A 17,110-nucleotide genomic window follows, 5' to 3' on the forward strand; every position below is an offset into this window, starting at 1 on the left:
CATGAGCGCCGCCAACACGCCCCTGCCCTCCTGGGTCACCTTTCTGCTGATGCCGCTGCTCAACCTCGTCACGGCGCTGGTGATTTCCGGCTTCGTGATCTGGATGATCGGCCAGAGCCCGTTCGAGGCGCTCGGCATCCTGATCAACGGCGCGCTCGGCAGCGGCATGGGCATCGGCTTCACGCTGTTTTACGCGACCAATTTCATCTTCACCGGGCTTTCGGTGGCGATGGCCTATCACGCCGGGCTGTTCAATATCGGCTCCGAGGGCCAGGCCTATGTCGGCGGGCTCGGCTGCGCGCTGGTGGCGCTGTCGCTCGGCAATTATGTGCCGTGGTATGTGACCATGCCCTTCGCCGTTCTGGGCGCGGGCATATTCGGCGCGGCCTGGGCTTTCATCCCGGCCTGGCTGCAGGCCAAGCGCGGCAGCCATATCGTGATCACGACGATCATGTTCAACTTCATCGGCGCGGCGCTGATGGTCTATCTGCTGGTGCATGTGCTGAAGCCGGCCGGCGCGATGTCGCCGGAAACGCGCGGCTTTGCCCCGGGCGGCCAGCTTCCGAACCTTGACTGGCTGATGGCGATGTTCGGATCCAGGCTTGGTCCAGCTCCGCTCAACGTCTCCTTCATCATCGCGCTTGTCATGGGCGTTGCCGTCTGGTTCCTGATCTGGCGCACCAAATTCGGCTATTCGGTGCGCGCGCTCGGCATGAGCAAGTCGGCCGCCACCTATGCCGGCATTCCCTATGCCCGCACGGTCATCGTCACCATGCTGCTGTCCGGCGGGCTGGCCGGCATGATGGCGCTCAACGTGGTGATGGGCTCGGCCGACCGCCTGCAGGTGGAATTCGTCGGCGGGGCGGGCTTTGTTGGCATCGCCGTGTCGCTTATGGGCCGCAACCATCCGCTCGGCATCGTGATCGCCGCGATCCTGTTCGGCATTCTCTATCAGGGCGGCGCCCAGCTTTCCTTCATGATGCCGCAGATCACCCGCGACATGATCGTGATGATCCAGGGTCTGGTCATCCTGTTTGCCGGCGCGCTGGAATTCCTCTACCGGCCGGCGCTGGTCAGGGTGTTTTCCAGACGACAGATGATGGCGGAGGCCTGATCCATGCAGAGCATCGACATCATCATCGGCATGCTGGGCTCGACCATTCGCCTTTCCATTCCTCTGATCTTTACAGCGCTTGCGGGGCTGTTTTCGGAACGCTCCGGCATTTTCGACATCGGGCTTGAAGGCAAGATGCTGGCCTCGGCCTTTGCGGCCGCCGTCGTCGCCTATTACACCGGCTCGCCCTGGCTCGGGCTGCTCGGCGGCATTCTGATCTCGATCGTCTTCAGCCTTGTTCACGGCTACGCCTCGATCACCGCGCGCGGCAACCAGATCGTCTCGGGCGTGGCGCTCAATTTCGTGGCGGCGGGGCTGACCGTGGTGCTCGGCAACGCCTGGTTCAGGCAGGGCGGGCGCACCCCGCAGCTTGAAAACAGCGCCCGCTTTACCGGCATCGATTTCCCGGGCGCGGAGGCGGCAAGCCAGATGGGCTTTTTCGGCAAGCTCTATGCCGACGTCCTTTCCGGCAACAATATCCTCGTCTATATCGCCTTCATCACCGTGCCGATCGTGTGGTGGGTGGTCTACAAGACCCGCTTCGGCCTGCGCCTGCGCGCCGTTGGCGAGAACCCCGGCGCGGTGGATACGGCCGGCATTTCGGTGACCTGGCTGAGATACCGGGCGGTGATCCTCGCCGGTCTGCTCTGCGGCTTTTCCGGCACCTATCTCGCGATCGCGCAATCGGCCTCGTTCATCAACAACATGTCGGCGGGCAAGGGCTATATCGCGCTCGCGGCGCTGATCTTCGCCAAATGGAAGCCGGTTCCGGTGATGTTTGCCTGCCTGCTGTTCGGTTTCCTCGAAGCGTTTTCCAATTTCATGCAGGGCAAGTCCATGCCGCTGATCGGCGAGGTGCCGGTGCAGGTGTTCCAGGCCATGCCCTATATCCTCACCTGCGTCCTCTTGGCGGGTTTCATCGGCACCGCCCGTCCGCCCAAGGCCGGCGGCGTGCCCTATACCAAGGAGCGGTAACATGACGACGCCAGCCGATCTGTTTGCGGCCGCGCGCGCGGCAAGCGCCAAATCCTATTCGCCCTATTCCAAATTCCCGGTGGGCGCGGCCATCCTTGCCGAAGATGGCGCGGTCTATGCCGGGGCCAATGTCGAAAACCTTGCCTATCCGGAAGGCATCTGCGCCGAGGGCGTTGCGATCGGCCACATGATCATGGGCGGCGCGACGAAGATCAAGGCGGTCGCCGTCTATGCGCCGCGACTGGCGCTGTGCTCGCCCTGCGGCGGCTGCCGCCAGAAGCTTGCCGAATTTTCCGATGCCGGCGCTAAGGTCTATCTCTGCGACGATACCGGCGTGCGCGAAACCGTGACCGTCGGCGGTCTGCTGCCCCACGCCTTCGACACCGAGGACATCGGATGACAGAGGCAGCGCTTCTGCTGAAGGAGGCGCTCGGCGACCTTTCGCCGCGCCACGCGATCGTGCTCGGCTCCGGCCTTGGCGGCTTGGCGGACGAGATCGAAAATCCAACGCGCTTTGCCTTTTCGGAACTGCCCGGTTTTCCGGTTGGCGCGGTCAGCGGCCATCATGGCAGTCTCGTTGCCGGGCTGCTTGCCGGCACGCCGGTGATCGTGCTGTCCGGCCGCGTGCATTATTACGAGCAGGGCGACGCGGCGGCGATGCGCCTGCCGCTGGAAACGCTGGCGGCGCTCGGCGTCGAGAACCTGTTCCTCAGCAATGCGGCCGGATCGCTGCATGAGGACATGCCGCCCGGCTCGGTGATGCTGATTACCGACCACATCAATTACTCCGGCATGAACCCGCTGATCGGTGAAACATCCGACCGACGGTTCACCGGAATGAGCCGTGCCTATGACCGTGAACTTGCCGACGCCATGCGCCGGGCGGCGGCCGATCTCGACATAATACTTGCGGAAGGCATATATATGTGGTTTTCAGGACCGAGCTTCGAAACGCCGGCTGAGATCCGCATGGCCCGGATCCTGGGCGCTGATGCAGTCGGCATGTCGACGGTGCCTGAGGTTATTTTGGCGCGCTTTCTGGGTCTGAAGGTCGCCGCGGCCTCGGTGATCACGAATTTCGGGGCCGGCATGAGCCAGGGGGAGCTTGGCCATGACGAAACCAAGAAAATGGCGCCGATTGGCGGCCGCAAACTGGCCGCCATCGTCAAGCGCGCGATCGGTAAGGGGTAAGCCATGAAACACCATACGATTCAGGAGGCCGCGTCGGTCTCGCTTTCGCTGCTTGACCTGACCAATCTGAACGACGACTGCACCGACAAGGATATCGAGACGCTGCTGGAACGCGCCCACACGCCCTATGGCACGCCGGCGGCGATCTGCATCTGGCCGCGTTTCGTCAGCCTTGCGCGACAGATGCTCGGCCCCGACCACCTGATCAAGATCGCGACCGTGGTGAATTTTCCCGCAGGCGACATGTCGATCTCGGCCGTGGAAGAGCAGACCGAACAGGCGATCCGCGACGGCGCAGACGAAATCGACCTCGTGATCCCCTATGCCAAGCTAAAGGCCGGCAATGAATGGGCCGTCAGCGAGATGATCCGCGCCGTGCGTTTTCTCTGCCGCGAGCCCGTTCTGCTCAAGGTCATTCTGGAAACCGGTGAGCTGGCCGATGCCGGCCTGATCCGCAAGGCCGCCGAACTGGCAATTGCCGAGGGCGCAGACTTCATCAAGACCTCCACCGGCAAGGTCAAGATCAACGCCACGCTGGAAGCCGCCGACATCATGCTCGGCGTCATCCGCCAGACCGATCGCAAGGTCGGCATCAAGCCCGCCGGCGGCATCTCGTCGGTGCGCGACGCCCAGCTCTATCTGAGCCTTGCCGAAACCGTGATGGGCGAGGGCTGGGTGATGCCCACCACCTTCCGCTTCGGCGCATCCGGCCTTCTGAACGACATTCAGGCCGTGCTGGACGGCAAGCAGTCGAGCGCGGCGTCCGGCGGGTACTGAGCCTATGCTCGCCCAGGAGATCATCCGCAGGAAACGCGACGGGTTGACGCTCTCGGGCGAGGAGATCGCCGCTTTCGTGCGCGCGCTCAGCGACGAGACGCTATCGGAGGCCCAGGCCGCCGCCTTCGCCATGGCCGTGTTCTTTCGCGGCATGGACGAGACGGAAACGGTCGCGCTGACGCTGGCCATGCGCGATTCCGGCCATGTGCTGTCCTGGCCCGGCATCGACCGCCCGATCGCCGACAAGCATTCCACCGGCGGCATTGGCGACAATGTCTCGCTGATGCTGGCACCGATTGCGGCCGCCGCGGGGCTGGCCGTGCCGATGATCTCGGGACGCGGGCTCGGCCCCTCCGGCGGCACGCTCGACAAGCTGGAATCGATACCGGGCTACAACATAAGCCCCGACGAAACGACGCTCCGGCGGGTCATCAATGAGACCGGTTGCGCGATCATCGGCCAGACGGCGGCGCTCTCGCCGGCCGACAAGCGGCTTTACGCCATCCGCGATGTCACGGCCACGGTCGAGTCCATGCCGCTGATCGTCTCGTCAATCCTGTCGAAAAAGCTCGCGGCCGGGCTGCAAACGCTGGTGCTGGACGTCAAGTTCGGCAATGGCGCGTTCATGACCGACCCCGAGGACGCCAGAGCCCTCGCCCGCCTTCTGGTGCGGGTCGCAAATGGTGCGGGGCTTGCCACCACGGCGCTCGTCACCGATATGAACGAGCCGCTCGCCGATGCCGTCGGCAATGCGGTCGAGATCGAAAACGCGCTAGCGTTTCTCAGGGGCGAGAAATCCGGAACGCGGCTTGAAACCGTCGTGCTTGCCTTCGCCGCAGAGATGATCGCCAATGCCGGCCTTGCCGAAGACCATGACCGCGCGGGCGAAATCGCCCGCGAAACGCTGACGAGCGGCAGGGCGCTGGAGACCTTCGGCAGGATGGTGGCAGGCCTTGGCGGCCCGGCGGATTTCGTCGAACGCTGGGAGAGCTATCTTCCCAAGGCCGCGATCATCCGCCCGGTCGAAGCCCCCGCCTCCGGTTATCTTGCCGCCTGCGACGCCAGGGCGATCGGTCTGAGCGTGGTGTCGCTTGGCGGCGGGCGGCAGCGTCCGACGGACCGCATCGACCACAGCGTCGGCTATTCCGCGCTGAGGCCGCTCGGCGCCGAGGTGGCCGCGGGCGAACCGCTCGCCCTTGTCCATGCCGCCACCGAGGAAGGCTGGCAGGCTGCCGCCGCAACGCTGCGCGCGGCCATCGCTATCGAAGATTATCCGCCCGCGGAGCGGCCGCTGGTGCTGGACCGGGTCGACCTAAGCGACAACGATCTGTAGTGTGAAAGACCGCGCTCCAGCAGAAGGTCGGTCCAATGTCTCTCAAAGCCCTGTTCGCCATTCTCGTTCTCTCCGCGCCGGCGCTTGCCGCCGAGCCGACGGATCCCGTTCGCGACGTCATGGCCGTGACGGAAAACAATTGGGCCACGGATCCGGCCGGCTATCAGGCGTTGTTCACCGAGGACCGTCTCTCGCGCCTGTTCAGCGCGGATTTCCAGATGCGCTATGCCGAGGCGATGAAGACGCCCTATGCCAGGGAGGCCGGCTCGCCCTTCGACTATGATGTCGTGACCAATGCTCAGGACGGATGCCCGCTCGAAAACGTGACGATCTCGCCGCCGAAACCGGTCGACGACGACGTGTTTCATGTCACCGTGCGGTTCCAGATGCTGGCCTGCGTTGGCGATGCGCCCGAATACCAGACCTATTCGACCGCACGTTTCTCTATGGTTGAGGAGAATGGCGAAGCGCGGATCGACGATATCGTCGCGATCAATCCCATCGGCCTGATGCTGTCAGCCAAAGAGCAGTTGCAGGCGGTTATCGACGCCGGCGATTGATCAGTGGATCGTGAACTCGCCCGACACCTGTCGCCATTCATTGGGGCCGATCAGCCGTCTGTGGGCGTAGCAGACGGAATGCAGCGGCCCGTCGAGCTTTTCCCGCCAGAAATCGAGGAACTTGTGCATCTCGGGAAAGTCTGGGGCGAGATCGTAGTCCTGCCAGACATAGGTCTGCAGCAGGTTTTCGAAATCCGGCAGGCGGTAGAGGATATGCGCTGTCGTCAGCCCATAGCCGGCAAGCTGCAATTCGAAGTCCGATGCAAGTCTCATGGTCCACCTCATTGTCGTTGACAATATCAGAGGCTGACGTATTTTGCCGGCGGCTTCAATCTGAAAATTTCGTTTTAATAAACAAATTCAATATCTTGTCAGCATATCACTCTGAGTGCTGCCAAGAAATCCGCAAGGATCAGTCCCAATCGGGCGCCCATTCCGGATCGATCAATCGCATGCGCGCGTCGAGTTCGCGGATGCGCATGACCTCCTCGCCGGAAAGGCGGATGGATGCCGCATCCAGATTGGACTTCACCCGTTCGGGCCGGCTCGAAGTCGGGATCACCACATGGCCTTCGGCCATCAGGAAGGCGAGCGCGATGACGCCTTCACCGGTTTCATGCGCGTCCGCCACTTCCTTCAGGATCGGATTGCCGGAGACCGTGCCCTGTGCCAGAGGAGAATAAGCCGTCAGCGCGATATCGTGCTCCCGGCAATAGTCGGCCACCACCCTGTTCTGGTTGAACACGTGGCACTCGACTTGGTTGGTCGAAATCTTGCGATCGCCGAGAAGGCTCGCAGCTTCCGCCAAAAGCGTCGTGTTAAAGTTGGACACGCCGATGCGCCTGGTCAGGCCATCGTCATAGACGGCGGCGAGTTCACCGATATAGTCCTCGAAGGCGGGCCCATCGGGACGGCCGGGCCAGTGCAGCAGGAGAAGGTCGAGCTTGTCTACCCTGAGCCGCGCAAGGCTCTCCTCCACGCTCGGTCGGAAGGAAGCCGGGCCGTAATTGTCGATCCACACCTTGGTGGTGACGAAAATATCCGCGGGCGTAAAGCCGGAATCGGAAATCGCATTGCCGACTTCGGTTTCATTGTCATAGGCTTGGGCGGTGTCGATATGGCGGTAGCCGGCCTCAAGAGCGGCGATCACCGTATCATAGGCCTCGCTGTCCTTCCGCTTCCAGGTACCGAAGCCCATTTGCGGTATGCCGTTGATCGTTTTCATGGTCATCTTTCAGTCTCACAAGCACGCAAACGAAAGGCGCCGGGTCGCCCCGCCGCCTGCCATTCGTTCCGTGTTCACTTCTTTTTCTGGTAAGCGCGCATCAGCACGAAGGCGAGCGCCGCGATGGAGGCAACGCCCGTGATCGGCTTCTGGTTGATCATGGTCGGCACGACGCCAACGACGCTCTGCAGCATCTCTTCGGTCGCATATTTCGCCGCGCGGAACCGCCGTCGCTCCATGCGGTTCATCATCATCGCATAGGCGAGGACGAACATCGCCAGCGCTAGAGAGGCGATGGCGATCGTCAAGGTGGCGCCGAGGGGGCCGAATTTTTCCGCAAGATAGATGGCAAGCGCTGCAACGCCGCTGACGAAGGCGGCGAGAAACAGGAAGAACAGAATAACGGCGACAACCGCGTTCCGCTTGGCTGAACGCGCAATGATGCGGCCATCCACTGCCATGGCGGCCGCCACGAGTGATATGAGCCGATCCATCATCTAGCGCCGCGTCAGGAGCGCCATCAGAAATCCGAAACCGGCAGCCATCAGGATCGACTGAAGCGGACGGCTGCGGATGTGATCCTCAACATCTTCCTCGAAGGACATGGCCTCATCGCGGGCACGATCATAGGCGTCCTGACCACTCTTGATCGCATCGTCGCGAAACTTCTCGGCCTTGACGCGCGCTTCAGAGGCTTTCTGATTGCCAAGAGTGCCGATCAGCTTCGTCAACTCGGCAATGTCGCCGCGCAACTGATCAATCTGAGCCTGGATATCGGCTTCCGTCGTCTTGCCCGCCTGGGCTTCCGTCGATTTATTGGCTACCATTGTGAACTCCTGAAATTAGGCTACTTCCTTACGATAACGCCCGAGCATGATCCTTGTTCCAGATCAAAGCAACAGGGAACGCGAAAATCAGCCCGCCAGAGCCTGATCAGGCCCCTCACGATAAAAGGTTTCCACATGGGTCCGGATGGCAAGGCGCAGTTCTTCCATCGTCTCGTACAGGCGGCCGTCGAGACCGTGCACGTGAAACTTCACCGCCACGAATTTCAAGCGACCGTTTTCGGGGATGACGATACCGACCGGCTGGCCGGCGAATTCAACCATCTGCTTTTTCATGAAATGCACCTCCGACCCTTGAAAAGCGGCCGGCCTCTTATGTTTTAGACGTATGTTTTCAACCTGCGTGTGCAGTCTGACGCATATGAAACCGGGTGCTCCTCAGGGCAAAGCCAAAGCTGGGCTCCCGGTTGATGGGTCAGGCCGCACTGCCTTTCGAAGGACAGACGCAAAACAGGACATAATTGAGATGTCGGCGTTGAGTGATTTCTAAAGTATCCATCTCGACGGGCATCGAACGCCTCCTCTCCTTGAAGCGGCACAGGGCCGCATTCCGGTTATCGTGATAGCCAAAACCGGCCACGAATACCAGAGTTATATTTTACCGATAATGAGGATATTCTTCAAATTCATGACACAATCGCTCGAAAAATTGAAATTTATTTTCCGGGCGAAAGCACCGATGGGTCCGTAATCCTCCGCCTTCCCATAGATAGCGCGAGGCAAACGACGAACAAGGGCCCGGCCGATAAAATTGACCGCCCGTCAACAAATACAATCCCTGGTGCAGCCTGAATTATGACCGCGTTGCGGGACGGGGCCTCAGCCCATCCGCTCGGAGGCGTAGGAGCCCGCGGACGGCGCGAAAATCACCGTGCGGTTGCCGTTGATGAACACCCGGTGATGGATGTGGGCGTGGATGGCGCGGGCAAGCACCAGCGCCTCGACATCGCGCCCGAGCGCCACATAATCGTCCGGGCTCTGGGCATGGGTGATGCGCACCGTTTCCTGCTCGATGATCGGCCCCTCGTCGAGATCCGGCGTCACGTAATGCGCCGTCGCGCCGATCAGCTTGACCCCGCGCTGATAGGCCTGCTTGTAGGGATTGGCGCCCTTGAAGGACGGCAGGAAGGAATGGTGGATATTGATTACCCGCCCCTCCATCTTCCGGCACAGCGTATCGGACAGCACCTGCATGTAACGCGCCAGCACGACAAGCTCGGTATCGGTCTGCTCGATCAGTTCCATCAGCCGCGCCTCGGCCGCCGCCTTGGTGTCCTTGTTCACCGGGATATGGAAGAACGGAATATCATGATTGACCACCAGCTTCTGGTAATCGAGGTGGTTGGAAACGACCCCCACGATATCGATCGGCAGCGCGCCGATGCGCCAGCGATAGAGCAGGTCGTTGAGGCAATGGCCGAACCGCGACACCATGATCAACGTCTTGATCTTGTATGCGCCGTCATGGAATTTGTAATCCATCGAGAACGGCGCCGCGATCGCCTCGAAACCATCCCTGAGACTATCGAGGCCGGCGCCGGTTTCGGAAATGAAGCTGATGCGGATGAAAAAACGGCCGGTGTCCAGATCGTCATATTGCGAACTGTCGATGATGTTGCAGCCCTCGGCGGCGAGATAGCCGGAGATCGCGGCAACGATGCCACGCGTGGAAGGGCAGGTCACCGTAAGCACATAATTATTCATAGCCATCTCCCATTCCTAGAGCGCCAGCCTGTCGCGGCGGCCGATCGGTCATAAAAGCTTGCGGCAGCGCTTTCAACCGCTGCCGTGTCCAGCGCATCAGACTATGGGCTGGGCTGTCACGCTTTTGCATTGGCGACGCATAAAGGTCGATTGCCGCCACGCAAGCAGGCTAAGGTCGGTCATAACTGGAAAAACGACGGCCGGGAAACCAAATAAGATATGTCGCCGTATCATTGACAAAGGTGTGCGCTATATTCCTGTTAATTCATCGCTGCTACCATAGAGGCGCCATCCGATGGAGCCATGTCCGGAGTTTTGTGAATGCCAAGTCTGAAAGGGTTTCTGCCGTGCCCCAGCGCCTCTGCCAGCCTCGGGAAGCTGTTTTTTACGGCGGCTGTTTCGCTGACCGCCCTTTCGGTTTCGGTGCAGGCCGGCATGGCCGCCGATTGTGAGATGAGCCTGCGCGGCATCAATGTCGCCGGCGCCGAGTTCGGCAAGCCGGGCGATCCCTATGGCGAGGGCTACATCTACCCCACCAAGGAAACCATCGATTCGCTTGCCAGCGACAAGTTCAACGCCATCCGCCTGCCCTTCCTGTGGGAGCGTCTTCAGCCGCAGTTGAACGGCATACTGGATTCCACGGAGCTGTCGCGCATTCAGCAAACGGTGGACGACGCCCATGCCAACAACATGGTGGTAATCCTCGATCCCCATAATTACGCGCGTTATCGCGGCGAGGTGATCGGCAGCCCCAACGTGCCGGTCGACGCCTTCGCCGATTTCTGGAAGCGCCTTGGCGCCGTGTTCGCCAATGACGAGGATGTAATCTTCGGCCTGATGAACGAGCCGCATGATATCGAAGCCGTGGACTGGCTGACGGCGGCCAACGCGGCGCTGAAGTCGATCCGCGATATCGGCGCCGGCAATCTCGTGCTCGTGCCCGGCACCGCCTGGTCCGGCGCGCATAGCTGGAGCCAGGATTTCTACGGCAACTCCAATGCATCGGTGATGATCGGAGTGCAGGACCCCGTCGACAATTTCGCCTTCGAAGTGCACCAATATGCCGATGACGATTTTTCGGGCAAAGCCGACAACTGCAACAAGATCGATGGCGCCGTCAGCGCGGTACAGAGCTTCACCAACTGGCTGAACGCCAATGACTACCAGGGCTTTCTCGGCGAGTTCGGCACTACCGACCAGCTCTCCTGCCTCAAGGGGCTGAAGCAGATGGTCGACATCATCGAGCAAAATCCCAAGGCCTGGATCGGATGGGCATACTGGGCAAGCGGCGAATGGTGGCCGAAGAATTCGCCGATGATCATCCAGCCGGATCTGCGCAATGGCGGCAAGGCGCAGCTCACCACGCTGCAGCCGGTCCTGAACGAGCCGGACACGCGGCTTGCCTGCAACGCCCACTGAAGTCTAGCTTCCGGCAACGGGCGCCCATAGCACGTCCTCGATGCGGCGGGCTCCGGTGGCGAGCATCACCAGCCTGTCGAAGCCGAGCGCGATGCCGCTTGCCGGCGGCATGAACCCGAGCGAGTCGAGAAAGTCCTCGTCGATCGGATAGGTCTCGCCGTAGATGCGCTGCTTTTCCGCCATGTCGGCGACGAAGCGCCGGCGCTGCTCGTCGGCATCTGTCAGTTCGCCAAAGCCATTGGCAAGCTCCACCCCGCAGACATAGAGCTCGAAACGCTCGCTGACCCGCGGATCGGCCTCGCTCTTGCGCGCGAGCGCCGCCTCGCAGGCGGGATAGGCATCCAGCACCGTGGCCGCCCCGTGGCCGAGTTCCGGCTCGACCTTTTCCACCAGCACGCGCGAAAACATGTCCGACCAGCTATCGTCCGGGCCATAGCGAAGCCCCGCCTTGACCATGCGGGCGGCCAGCGCACCCCGGTCCCCTTCCCCGTCATTACCGATCGTTGTCAGAAGCTCGATCCCCGCATAGCGCTCGAAGGCCTCGGCAACGCTTACCCTTTGGATGGCAGCGAACGGGTCGCAGGTTCTGCCGCGCCACGAGAACTGCGTCGCACCCGCCGCCTTTGCCGCCAGCGCCAGCAGCGCCTGGCAATCCTCAAACAACCGCTCATAGGGCGCGCTAGCACGATACCATTCCACCATGGTGAATTCGGGATGGTGCAGCGGTCCGCGCTCGCGATTGCGATAGACGCGGGAGAAGCACACCAGCCGCTCCTCGCCCGCCGCCAGCAGTTTTTTGGCGGTGAATTCCGGCGATGTGTGGAGATACATCGGCCGTCCAGCGCCGTCATTGCCAATCATGTTGGCGGCGAAGGCATGGAGATGGGTCTCGTTTCCGGGCGAGACCTGCAGCGCCGGCACATCGGCCTCGATGAAATCCTCGGCGGCAAACCAGCCGCGCATCGCCGCCATCATCCGGTTGCGGGCGAGGAGCGCCGGCCGGCGGTCGGCATGGCGGTCGGGACGCCACCACGCTCCGTCGCCCGCATCTCTTCTGTCAGTCAGCTTGTTCATATCGGTTTCCGAAGCCTCACAGGCGGTTTGCCGCGTTTGGCACTGGCATTCAGGTGCGATTTGCGTTAGTCCCGCTCTCACAATTCATAAGGGATTGCGGCCTCGGGCCGCGCTGAGATAGCAAGGAAGTTTCATGGTCAAGGTCATCGCCTCGTCGCTGCGCAAGGGTAATGTCGTCGATGTCGACGGCAAGCTCTATGTCGTGCTCACCGCCCAGAATTTTCACCCCGGCAAGGGCACGCCCGTTACCCAGGTGGACATGCGCCGGATCGCCGACGGCGTCAAGGTTTCGGAGCGCTGGAAGACGACGGAACAGGTCGAGCGCGCCTTCGTCGAGGACAATGACCACACCTTCCTCTACGCCGATGGCGAAGGCTATCACTTCATGAACCCGGAGACCTACGACCAGCTCACCATGAGCGCGGACGATGTCGGCGATGCCGCCGCCTATCTCTCCGAAGGCATGACGGTGGTCCTGTCGATCCACGAAGGCATTGCGATCGCCCTCGAACTGCCGCGCCAGGTGACGCTCGAAATCACCGAGACCGAGCCGGTGGTCAAGGGCCAGACGGCCTCGTCCTCCTACAAGCCGGCCATGCTTTCCAACGGCCTGCGCACCATGGTGCCACCCCATATCGACGCCGGCACCCGCGTTGTGATCCTCACCGAAGACGGCTCCTACGTGGAACGCGCCAAGGACTGAGCGGTATTCGTTCCGCGAACCTTCCAGCAAATAATCTCTCCCCTTGAGGGAGAGATGCTCCGACAGGGGCAGAGAGGGGTGAACCCTCTTCGAGAGTGCGGTGAATGCGGCTTATGCGCGTTACCCTTAAAGCGACACCGCAATCGCCGGTGGCTTCACCCGCATAGCCCTCAATCTTCTCGCCCCGGAGGGGAGAGATGTCGCGAAAGCGACAGTGAGGGGGAGTCCATCCCCGCGAATGCCCTCACGATTTGATACGCTGCACCACCCTCACTGCCCCTTTCGGGGCATCTCTCCCGCCAGCGGGAGAGAGTAATGGGAGCAAGCCGCCAGTATCACCGGCCCTCACCCCCTCATCGCCGCAGCGATTTCCTCCACCACCGCATTACCCTCATGCTCGCTCTTCCTGGCGCGCATGAAACAGGCTTCCGATTTCAGGATCAGCCCGTCGGACAAAATCTTGAGGTGGTTGGCCCTGAGCGTCGAGCCGGTGGAGGTGATGTCGACGATGATATCGGCCTGGCCGGCCATCGGCGCGCCCTCGGTGGCGCCGAGGCTTTCGACGATGCGGTAGAGCTGGATGCCGTGGGTGGCGGTGAAGAACTGCTGCGTCAGCCGCCAGAATTTCGTGGCGATCGCCAGCCGGCGGCCATGGCGGCTGCGGAACTCGGCGGCGACGTCGTTGAGGTCGGCCATGGTATCGACATCGAGCCAGATTTCCGGCACGGCGACCACGACATCGGCCTGGCCGAAGCCGAGGCGCGAGACGATCTCGACGCGGGCGTCGGCATTGGCGACATTCTCGCGCACGACATCCTCGCCGGTCACGCCGAAATCGACGGCGCCGCTGCCGACCTCGCGCGCAATCTCGGAGGCCGAGAGAAACGCGATCTCGATATCGCCGCGCCCTTCGATCTGGCCGCGATAGGAGCGGCTGTTGCCATTGGTCACGACCGTGAGGCCGGCCGCCTTCAGCGCCTGTTCCGCGCCTTCCTTGATGCGCCCCTTGGAGGGCAGGGCAATGGTGACGGTCATCGGATATCCTTGGCTTGGCTGCCTGCCCGCTCGATCCGGTCGAGCCAGAGGGAGAACCCGACCGCAGGAATATGGCCGCTTGCGCCGAGCAGCGTCAGCAGCCGGTCATAGCGCCCGCCGCCGGCCAGAAGTGCCGCGCGCGGACCGGCTTCGGTGATCTCGAAGACGAGGCCGGTGTAATAATCGAGCGGCCGCCCGAAGGCGGCGCGATAGGTGATGTCGGCAACGGCAACGCCGCTTTCCGCGATCGCCGCGATCCGGTTTTCGAAGGCGGCAATCGCCGAACCGATGTCGAGGCCGAATTTCTCCGCGAAACCGGTGAGCGCATCCGACGCCTGATCGAGACCGATATCGAGCGACAGGAACGTCGTGAGCGCGTCCAGCGCCTCGGCATCCAAGCTGGTGACCGACAGCGCCAGCTTTTCCTTCAGCCGCCGCGCGATTTCCTCCGGGCTGCGACTGGCATTGGTGGAATAGCCGGTCGCCTGCATGGTCTCGTCAATATGCGCGATCAGCCCGGCCTCGTCGCCATCGGCGAGGAAACCGGCAACGCGCCGGTCGAGCCCGCCGACCGGCTGCGGCCGGGCAAGGGCGTCGAGCAGCGTTTCCAGCCGCTTCTGATTGCCGAAGGCATGGATCAGCCGCTTCTGCCAGCCGCCCGGCAGGCCGAGCGCGCCGACGACCGCTTCGAAAAGGTTCTGGTCGCCGAGCGTGACCGCAAACCGCACATCCGGCAGACATTCGCGCAGGATACCGAGCGCATCGGCAATCGCGCGGGCATCGGCCTTTGCGAAATCGGCGCTGCCGAGATCCTCGATACCTGCCTGGAAAAACTCCGACGCGCCATCATCGCGCGCCTGACGGAACACCATGCCGCAATAGGCATAGCGCTTCGGCGTGCCGGCATTGTTCTCGATATGATGGGCGCAGACGGGAATGGTGAATTCCGGGCGCAGGCAAAGGCTTTCGCCGGTCTCGCTCTCGGTCATGAAGATGCGGCGGCGCAGCGCCTCGCCGGCCATATCCAGAAACGGCGCTGCCGGCTGGATGACCGGGATATCGGTCAACGCCGTGTCGCGCGCCGCGAAGGCTTGAAGGATGGCGCCGGCGCAATCCGGCAAGCTGGTGGACGGCATGGATGGACGGTCTCTTCTGTTCGCCGCAACCGATGACCATCCTTTGCGGCAAATGTCAACGATTGCGGGCCGAAAAGCTCACGCGATCGCCTGCATCAACTCGATGCGATTGCCGAAGGGGTCGTAGACATAAGTCCGCAAAAAACCTTCCAGTGGCGCGTCGGCCTTCACCGCGTAGCCGGCCTTCGAGACCCGTGCGGCGAGCGTACCGACATCGTCGACCAGAATGGCCGGATGCGCCTTGCGGGCGGGCCGGAAATCCTTCTCAACGCCGAGATGGATACGCAGCCCATCCGCCTCGAAACAGCAGCCGCCGCGCGGTTTCAGATTGTCGGGCTTTTCCACTTCGGGCACGCCGAGAACATCCCGATAGAAGGCGCGCGCCCGATCCTGGCCGCCGGCCGGCATGGCAAGCTGCACGTGATGGATCGCCTTCAGCATCGCGCCTCCTTTCGTCTCTATCCCAGAACTGCAGTCACCGCCTTCTTCGTGGCCGCCACGATCTGGTCGGCCTCGTCGCGCGTCAGGCAGAGCGGCGGGGCATAGCCCAGGATATCGCCCTCCGGCATGGCGCGGGCGATGACGCCTTCGGAAATCAGCGCGGCGGCAAGGTTGGGGCCGACCTTTTCGGACGGATCGTAGAAAGTCCGGCTGTCGCGGTCCCTGACGAATTCGACGGCCATCAGCATGCCCTCGCCGCGAATATCGCCGACATGGGGATGATCGGCAAGCGCGTCCTTCATCGCGGTGCGCAGATAGGCCCCGGTTTCGGCGGCATTTTTCACCAGACCCAGCTCATCGATCAGCTTCAGGTTGGCAACGCCTGCGGCAGCCCCGATCGGATGGGCGGAATAGGTCCAGCCATGGCCGATCGGGCCGTTTTCATCCGTGCCCTGTTCCAGCACCTTCCAGACCTTGTCGGAAACGATCGTGCCGGAGAGCGGCGCATAGGCCGAGGTCAGGCCCTTGGCAATGGTGATCAGGTCGGGCTTCAGGTCGTAGTGATCAGAGCCGAACATCGAGCCGAGCCGGCCGAAGCCGGTGACGACCTCGTCGGCGATCAGCAGGATATCATGCTTTTCCAGCACCGCCGAAATCGCCTTCCAGTAACCCTCCGGCGGCGGCACGATGCCGCCGGTGCCCAGCACCGGCTCGCCGATGAAAGCCGCGATCGTATCCGCGCCCTCGCGTTCGATCCGCATTTCCAGCTCGGCAACGCAATGGGCGACGAAATCGGCCTCGCTCATCGCAAGGTCCTTGCGGCGGTAATAATAAGGCGCGGTGGTGTGGAACACCCGTTCCAGCGGCAGGTCGAACTTCCTCTGGAAGCCGGCAAGGCCGGTGAGCGACCCGGTCATCAGGCCCGAGCCGTGATAGCCGCGCCAGCGCGAGATGATCTTCTTCTTTTCCGGCCGCCCGAGGATGTTGTTGTAGTACCAGATGAGCTTGATATTGGTCTCGTTGGCATCCGATCCCGACAGGCCAAAATAGACCTTGGACATATGGTCCGGCGCGCGGTCGATGACCATCTTCGCCAAGTTGATCGAGGCCTCTGTGCCATGGCCGGCATAGGCGTGGTAATAGGCAAGCTCCTTCGCCTGCTCGGCAATCGCCTCGATAATGCTTTCCCGCCCGTAGCCGACATTGACGCAATAGAGCCCGCCGAAACCGTCCAGCAGCCTGTTGCCGTCGCGATCCTCGATGAACACGCCCTTGGCCGTCTTCACGATCCGGCTCGGACTTTCGCCGCGCGCATGTTGGGCGAGATGGGTGGAGGGATGGAAGAAATTCTCGCGGTCGAAGCGGTCGAGCTGGTCGTTGGTAAGCATCGTATCCTCGTGCTGTGAAAAGGGCTTGCGCGCCGTGTTGAAAACGTGTTGTATACAACATCGAGAGAGAATGCAAAGCGGAACACTCTGCACGTGAATATCGCGAGTCCTCTCCTCCCTTTCTGCGTCATCCTCGGGCTTGACCCGAGGATCCAACCACGTGTGTCGCGAGCGGCGTTGGCGGGTGGAG

20 protein-coding genes are annotated in these 17,110 nt (G+C 62.1%); 9 read left to right on the plus strand and 11 right to left on the minus strand.

Annotation, left to right across the window (positions count from 1 at the left end; all coding sequences use genetic code 11):
- The first annotated feature begins 1 nt into the window (after window position 1).
- The 7 genes from K7H91_RS10575 to K7H91_RS10605 are packed head-to-tail and all read left to right on the plus strand — an operon-like array spanning window position 2 to window position 5,950.
- Window positions 2–1,114 carry an ABC transporter permease gene (locus K7H91_RS10575; RefSeq protein ID WP_018063512.1) on the plus strand — a complete coding sequence of 371 codons (1,113 nt, stop codon included), beginning with the start codon at window positions 2–4 and terminating at the stop codon, window positions 1,112–1,114.
- 3 nt (window positions 1,115–1,117) lie between these two features.
- Window positions 1,118–2,089: an ABC transporter permease gene (locus K7H91_RS10580; RefSeq protein WP_018063511.1), complete on the plus strand. Its 972-nt coding sequence runs from the start codon at window positions 1,118–1,120 to the stop codon at window positions 2,087–2,089.
- Window position 2,090: 1 nt separating this feature from the next.
- Complete coding sequence (gene cdd / locus K7H91_RS10585) at window positions 2,091–2,489, plus strand: cytidine deaminase (protein ID WP_230720195.1); 399 nt, start codon at window positions 2,091–2,093, stop codon at window positions 2,487–2,489.
- Window positions 2,486–3,280 carry a purine-nucleoside phosphorylase gene (locus K7H91_RS10590; RefSeq protein ID WP_230720196.1) on the plus strand — a complete coding sequence of 265 codons (795 nt, stop codon included), beginning with the start codon at window positions 2,486–2,488 and terminating at the stop codon, window positions 3,278–3,280. The genes cdd and K7H91_RS10590 overlap by 4 nt, the downstream gene beginning before the upstream one ends.
- A 3-nt stretch (window positions 3,281–3,283) precedes the next feature.
- On the plus strand, window positions 3,284–4,057 hold the full coding sequence (gene deoC / locus K7H91_RS10595) for a deoxyribose-phosphate aldolase (protein ID WP_230720197.1): 774 nt from the start codon (window positions 3,284–3,286) through the stop codon (window positions 4,055–4,057).
- Between the two features lie 4 nt (window positions 4,058–4,061).
- A complete protein-coding gene (gene deoA / locus K7H91_RS10600; RefSeq protein WP_230720198.1) occupies window positions 4,062–5,390 on the plus strand; it encodes a thymidine phosphorylase in 1,329 nt (442 codons plus the stop codon).
- 35 nt (window positions 5,391–5,425) lie between these two features.
- Window positions 5,426–5,950, plus strand: coding sequence for a hypothetical protein (locus tag K7H91_RS10605; RefSeq protein ID WP_230720199.1), 525 nt, complete (start codon window positions 5,426–5,428; stop codon window positions 5,948–5,950).
- Here the strand turns inward: K7H91_RS10605 and K7H91_RS10610 are convergent, their stop codons facing one another.
- The 6 genes from K7H91_RS10610 to purU all read right to left on the minus strand — a co-directional run bounded on the left by K7H91_RS10610 (window position 5,951) and on the right by purU (window position 9,724).
- A complete protein-coding gene (locus K7H91_RS10610) occupies window positions 5,951–6,223 on the minus strand; it encodes an usg protein (protein ID WP_230720200.1) in 273 nt (90 codons plus the stop codon). It lies immediately after the preceding gene.
- A 139-nt stretch (window positions 6,224–6,362) separates the two neighbouring features.
- Window positions 6,363–7,181: an aldo/keto reductase gene (locus tag K7H91_RS10615; RefSeq protein ID WP_230720201.1), complete on the minus strand. Its 819-nt coding sequence runs from the start codon at window positions 7,179–7,181 to the stop codon at window positions 6,363–6,365.
- 68 nt (window positions 7,182–7,249) lie between these two features.
- The gene (locus K7H91_RS10620; protein ID WP_230720202.1) at window positions 7,250–7,636 is read right to left on the minus strand and encodes a hypothetical protein; all 387 of its coding nucleotides are present in this window, start codon (window positions 7,634–7,636) and stop codon (window positions 7,250–7,252) included.
- A gap of 36 nt (window positions 7,637–7,672) precedes the next feature.
- The gene (locus K7H91_RS10625) at window positions 7,673–8,002 is read right to left on the minus strand and encodes a DUF883 family protein (protein ID WP_230720203.1); all 330 of its coding nucleotides are present in this window, start codon (window positions 8,000–8,002) and stop codon (window positions 7,673–7,675) included.
- Between the two features lie 87 nt (window positions 8,003–8,089).
- Window positions 8,090–8,296: a hypothetical protein gene (locus tag K7H91_RS10630; protein WP_230720204.1), complete on the minus strand. Its 207-nt coding sequence runs from the start codon at window positions 8,294–8,296 to the stop codon at window positions 8,090–8,092.
- 543 nt (window positions 8,297–8,839) lie between these two features.
- Window positions 8,840–9,724 carry a formyltetrahydrofolate deformylase gene (gene purU / locus K7H91_RS10635; RefSeq protein WP_230720310.1) on the minus strand — a complete coding sequence of 295 codons (885 nt, stop codon included), beginning with the start codon at window positions 9,722–9,724 and terminating at the stop codon, window positions 8,840–8,842.
- Window positions 9,725–10,045: 321 nt separating this feature from the next.
- On the opposite strand from purU, the gene K7H91_RS10640 reads away from it, so the two are divergent.
- Window positions 10,046–11,143, plus strand: a complete 1,098-nt coding sequence (locus tag K7H91_RS10640) for a glycoside hydrolase family 5 protein (RefSeq protein ID WP_230720205.1) — start codon at window positions 10,046–10,048, stop codon at window positions 11,141–11,143.
- Window positions 11,144–11,146: 3 nt separating this feature from the next.
- Here K7H91_RS10640 and epmA read toward each other — a convergent pair whose 3' ends face one another.
- On the minus strand, window positions 11,147–12,217 hold the full coding sequence (gene epmA, locus K7H91_RS10645; RefSeq protein ID WP_230720206.1) for an EF-P lysine aminoacylase EpmA: 1,071 nt from the start codon (window positions 12,215–12,217) through the stop codon (window positions 11,147–11,149).
- A 133-nt stretch (window positions 12,218–12,350) separates the two neighbouring features.
- On the opposite strand from epmA, the gene efp reads away from it, so the two are divergent.
- Window positions 12,351–12,920, plus strand: a complete 570-nt coding sequence (gene efp / locus K7H91_RS10650) for an elongation factor P (RefSeq protein ID WP_230720207.1) — start codon at window positions 12,351–12,353, stop codon at window positions 12,918–12,920.
- 345 nt (window positions 12,921–13,265) lie between these two features.
- Here efp and hisG read toward each other — a convergent pair whose 3' ends face one another.
- From hisG to K7H91_RS10670, 4 genes are all read right to left on the minus strand, one after another.
- Window positions 13,266–13,955, minus strand: a complete 690-nt coding sequence (gene hisG, locus K7H91_RS10655) for an ATP phosphoribosyltransferase (RefSeq protein WP_230720208.1) — start codon at window positions 13,953–13,955, stop codon at window positions 13,266–13,268.
- Entirely contained in the window at window positions 13,952–15,091 is a 1,140-nt protein-coding gene (locus K7H91_RS10660) for an ATP phosphoribosyltransferase regulatory subunit (protein WP_230720209.1), read from the minus strand. The genes hisG and K7H91_RS10660 overlap by 4 nt, the downstream gene beginning before the upstream one ends.
- A 78-nt stretch (window positions 15,092–15,169) precedes the next feature.
- Complete coding sequence (locus K7H91_RS10665) at window positions 15,170–15,532, minus strand: VOC family protein (RefSeq protein WP_230720210.1); 363 nt, start codon at window positions 15,530–15,532, stop codon at window positions 15,170–15,172.
- A 17-nt stretch (window positions 15,533–15,549) separates the two neighbouring features.
- Window positions 15,550–16,920 carry an aspartate aminotransferase family protein gene (locus K7H91_RS10670; RefSeq protein WP_230720211.1) on the minus strand — a complete coding sequence of 457 codons (1,371 nt, stop codon included), beginning with the start codon at window positions 16,918–16,920 and terminating at the stop codon, window positions 15,550–15,552.
- Window positions 16,921–17,110 lie beyond the last annotated feature (190 nt).

Origin of the sequence: Martelella mediterranea (genome assembly GCF_021021415.1) — a bacterium.
GTDB lineage: Bacteria > Pseudomonadota > Alphaproteobacteria > Rhizobiales > Rhizobiaceae > Martelella > Martelella mediterranea_C.

What these genes read in the sequence shown, in the direction of transcription:
- K7H91_RS10575 (WP_018063512.1), top strand. Translation starts at nt 2, where the DNA reads ATGAGCGCCGCCAACACGCCCCTGCCCTCCTGGGTCACCTTTCTGCTG.
- K7H91_RS10580 (WP_018063511.1), top strand. Translation starts at nt 1,118, where the DNA reads ATGCAGAGCATCGACATCATCATCGGCATGCTGGGCTCGACCATTCGC.
- cdd (WP_230720195.1), top strand. Translation starts at nt 2,091, where the DNA reads ATGACGACGCCAGCCGATCTGTTTGCGGCCGCGCGCGCGGCAAGCGCC.
- K7H91_RS10590 (WP_230720196.1), top strand. Translation starts at nt 2,486, where the DNA reads ATGACAGAGGCAGCGCTTCTGCTGAAGGAGGCGCTCGGCGACCTTTCG.
- deoC (WP_230720197.1), top strand. Translation starts at nt 3,284, where the DNA reads ATGAAACACCATACGATTCAGGAGGCCGCGTCGGTCTCGCTTTCGCTG.
- deoA (WP_230720198.1), top strand. Translation starts at nt 4,062, where the DNA reads ATGCTCGCCCAGGAGATCATCCGCAGGAAACGCGACGGGTTGACGCTC.
- K7H91_RS10605 (WP_230720199.1), top strand. Translation starts at nt 5,426, where the DNA reads ATGTCTCTCAAAGCCCTGTTCGCCATTCTCGTTCTCTCCGCGCCGGCG.
- K7H91_RS10610 (WP_230720200.1), bottom strand. Translation starts at nt 6,223, where the DNA reads ATGAGACTTGCATCGGACTTCGAATTGCAGCTTGCCGGCTATGGGCTG.
- K7H91_RS10615 (WP_230720201.1), bottom strand. Translation starts at nt 7,181, where the DNA reads ATGACCATGAAAACGATCAACGGCATACCGCAAATGGGCTTCGGTACC.
- K7H91_RS10620 (WP_230720202.1), bottom strand. Translation starts at nt 7,636, where the DNA reads ATGGCAGTGGATGGCCGCATCATTGCGCGTTCAGCCAAGCGGAACGCG.
- K7H91_RS10625 (WP_230720203.1), bottom strand. Translation starts at nt 8,002, where the DNA reads ATGGTAGCCAATAAATCGACGGAAGCCCAGGCGGGCAAGACGACGGAA.
- K7H91_RS10630 (WP_230720204.1), bottom strand. Translation starts at nt 8,296, where the DNA reads ATGAAAAAGCAGATGGTTGAATTCGCCGGCCAGCCGGTCGGTATCGTC.
- purU (WP_230720310.1), bottom strand. Translation starts at nt 9,724, where the DNA reads ATGAATAATTATGTGCTTACGGTGACCTGCCCTTCCACGCGTGGCATC.
- K7H91_RS10640 (WP_230720205.1), top strand. Translation starts at nt 10,046, where the DNA reads ATGCCAAGTCTGAAAGGGTTTCTGCCGTGCCCCAGCGCCTCTGCCAGC.
- epmA (WP_230720206.1), bottom strand. Translation starts at nt 12,217, where the DNA reads ATGAACAAGCTGACTGACAGAAGAGATGCGGGCGACGGAGCGTGGTGG.
- efp (WP_230720207.1), top strand. Translation starts at nt 12,351, where the DNA reads ATGGTCAAGGTCATCGCCTCGTCGCTGCGCAAGGGTAATGTCGTCGAT.
- hisG (WP_230720208.1), bottom strand. Translation starts at nt 13,955, where the DNA reads ATGACCGTCACCATTGCCCTGCCCTCCAAGGGGCGCATCAAGGAAGGC.
- K7H91_RS10660 (WP_230720209.1), bottom strand. Translation starts at nt 15,091, where the DNA reads ATGCCGTCCACCAGCTTGCCGGATTGCGCCGGCGCCATCCTTCAAGCC.
- K7H91_RS10665 (WP_230720210.1), bottom strand. Translation starts at nt 15,532, where the DNA reads ATGCTGAAGGCGATCCATCACGTGCAGCTTGCCATGCCGGCCGGCGGC.
- K7H91_RS10670 (WP_230720211.1), bottom strand. Translation starts at nt 16,920, where the DNA reads ATGCTTACCAACGACCAGCTCGACCGCTTCGACCGCGAGAATTTCTTC.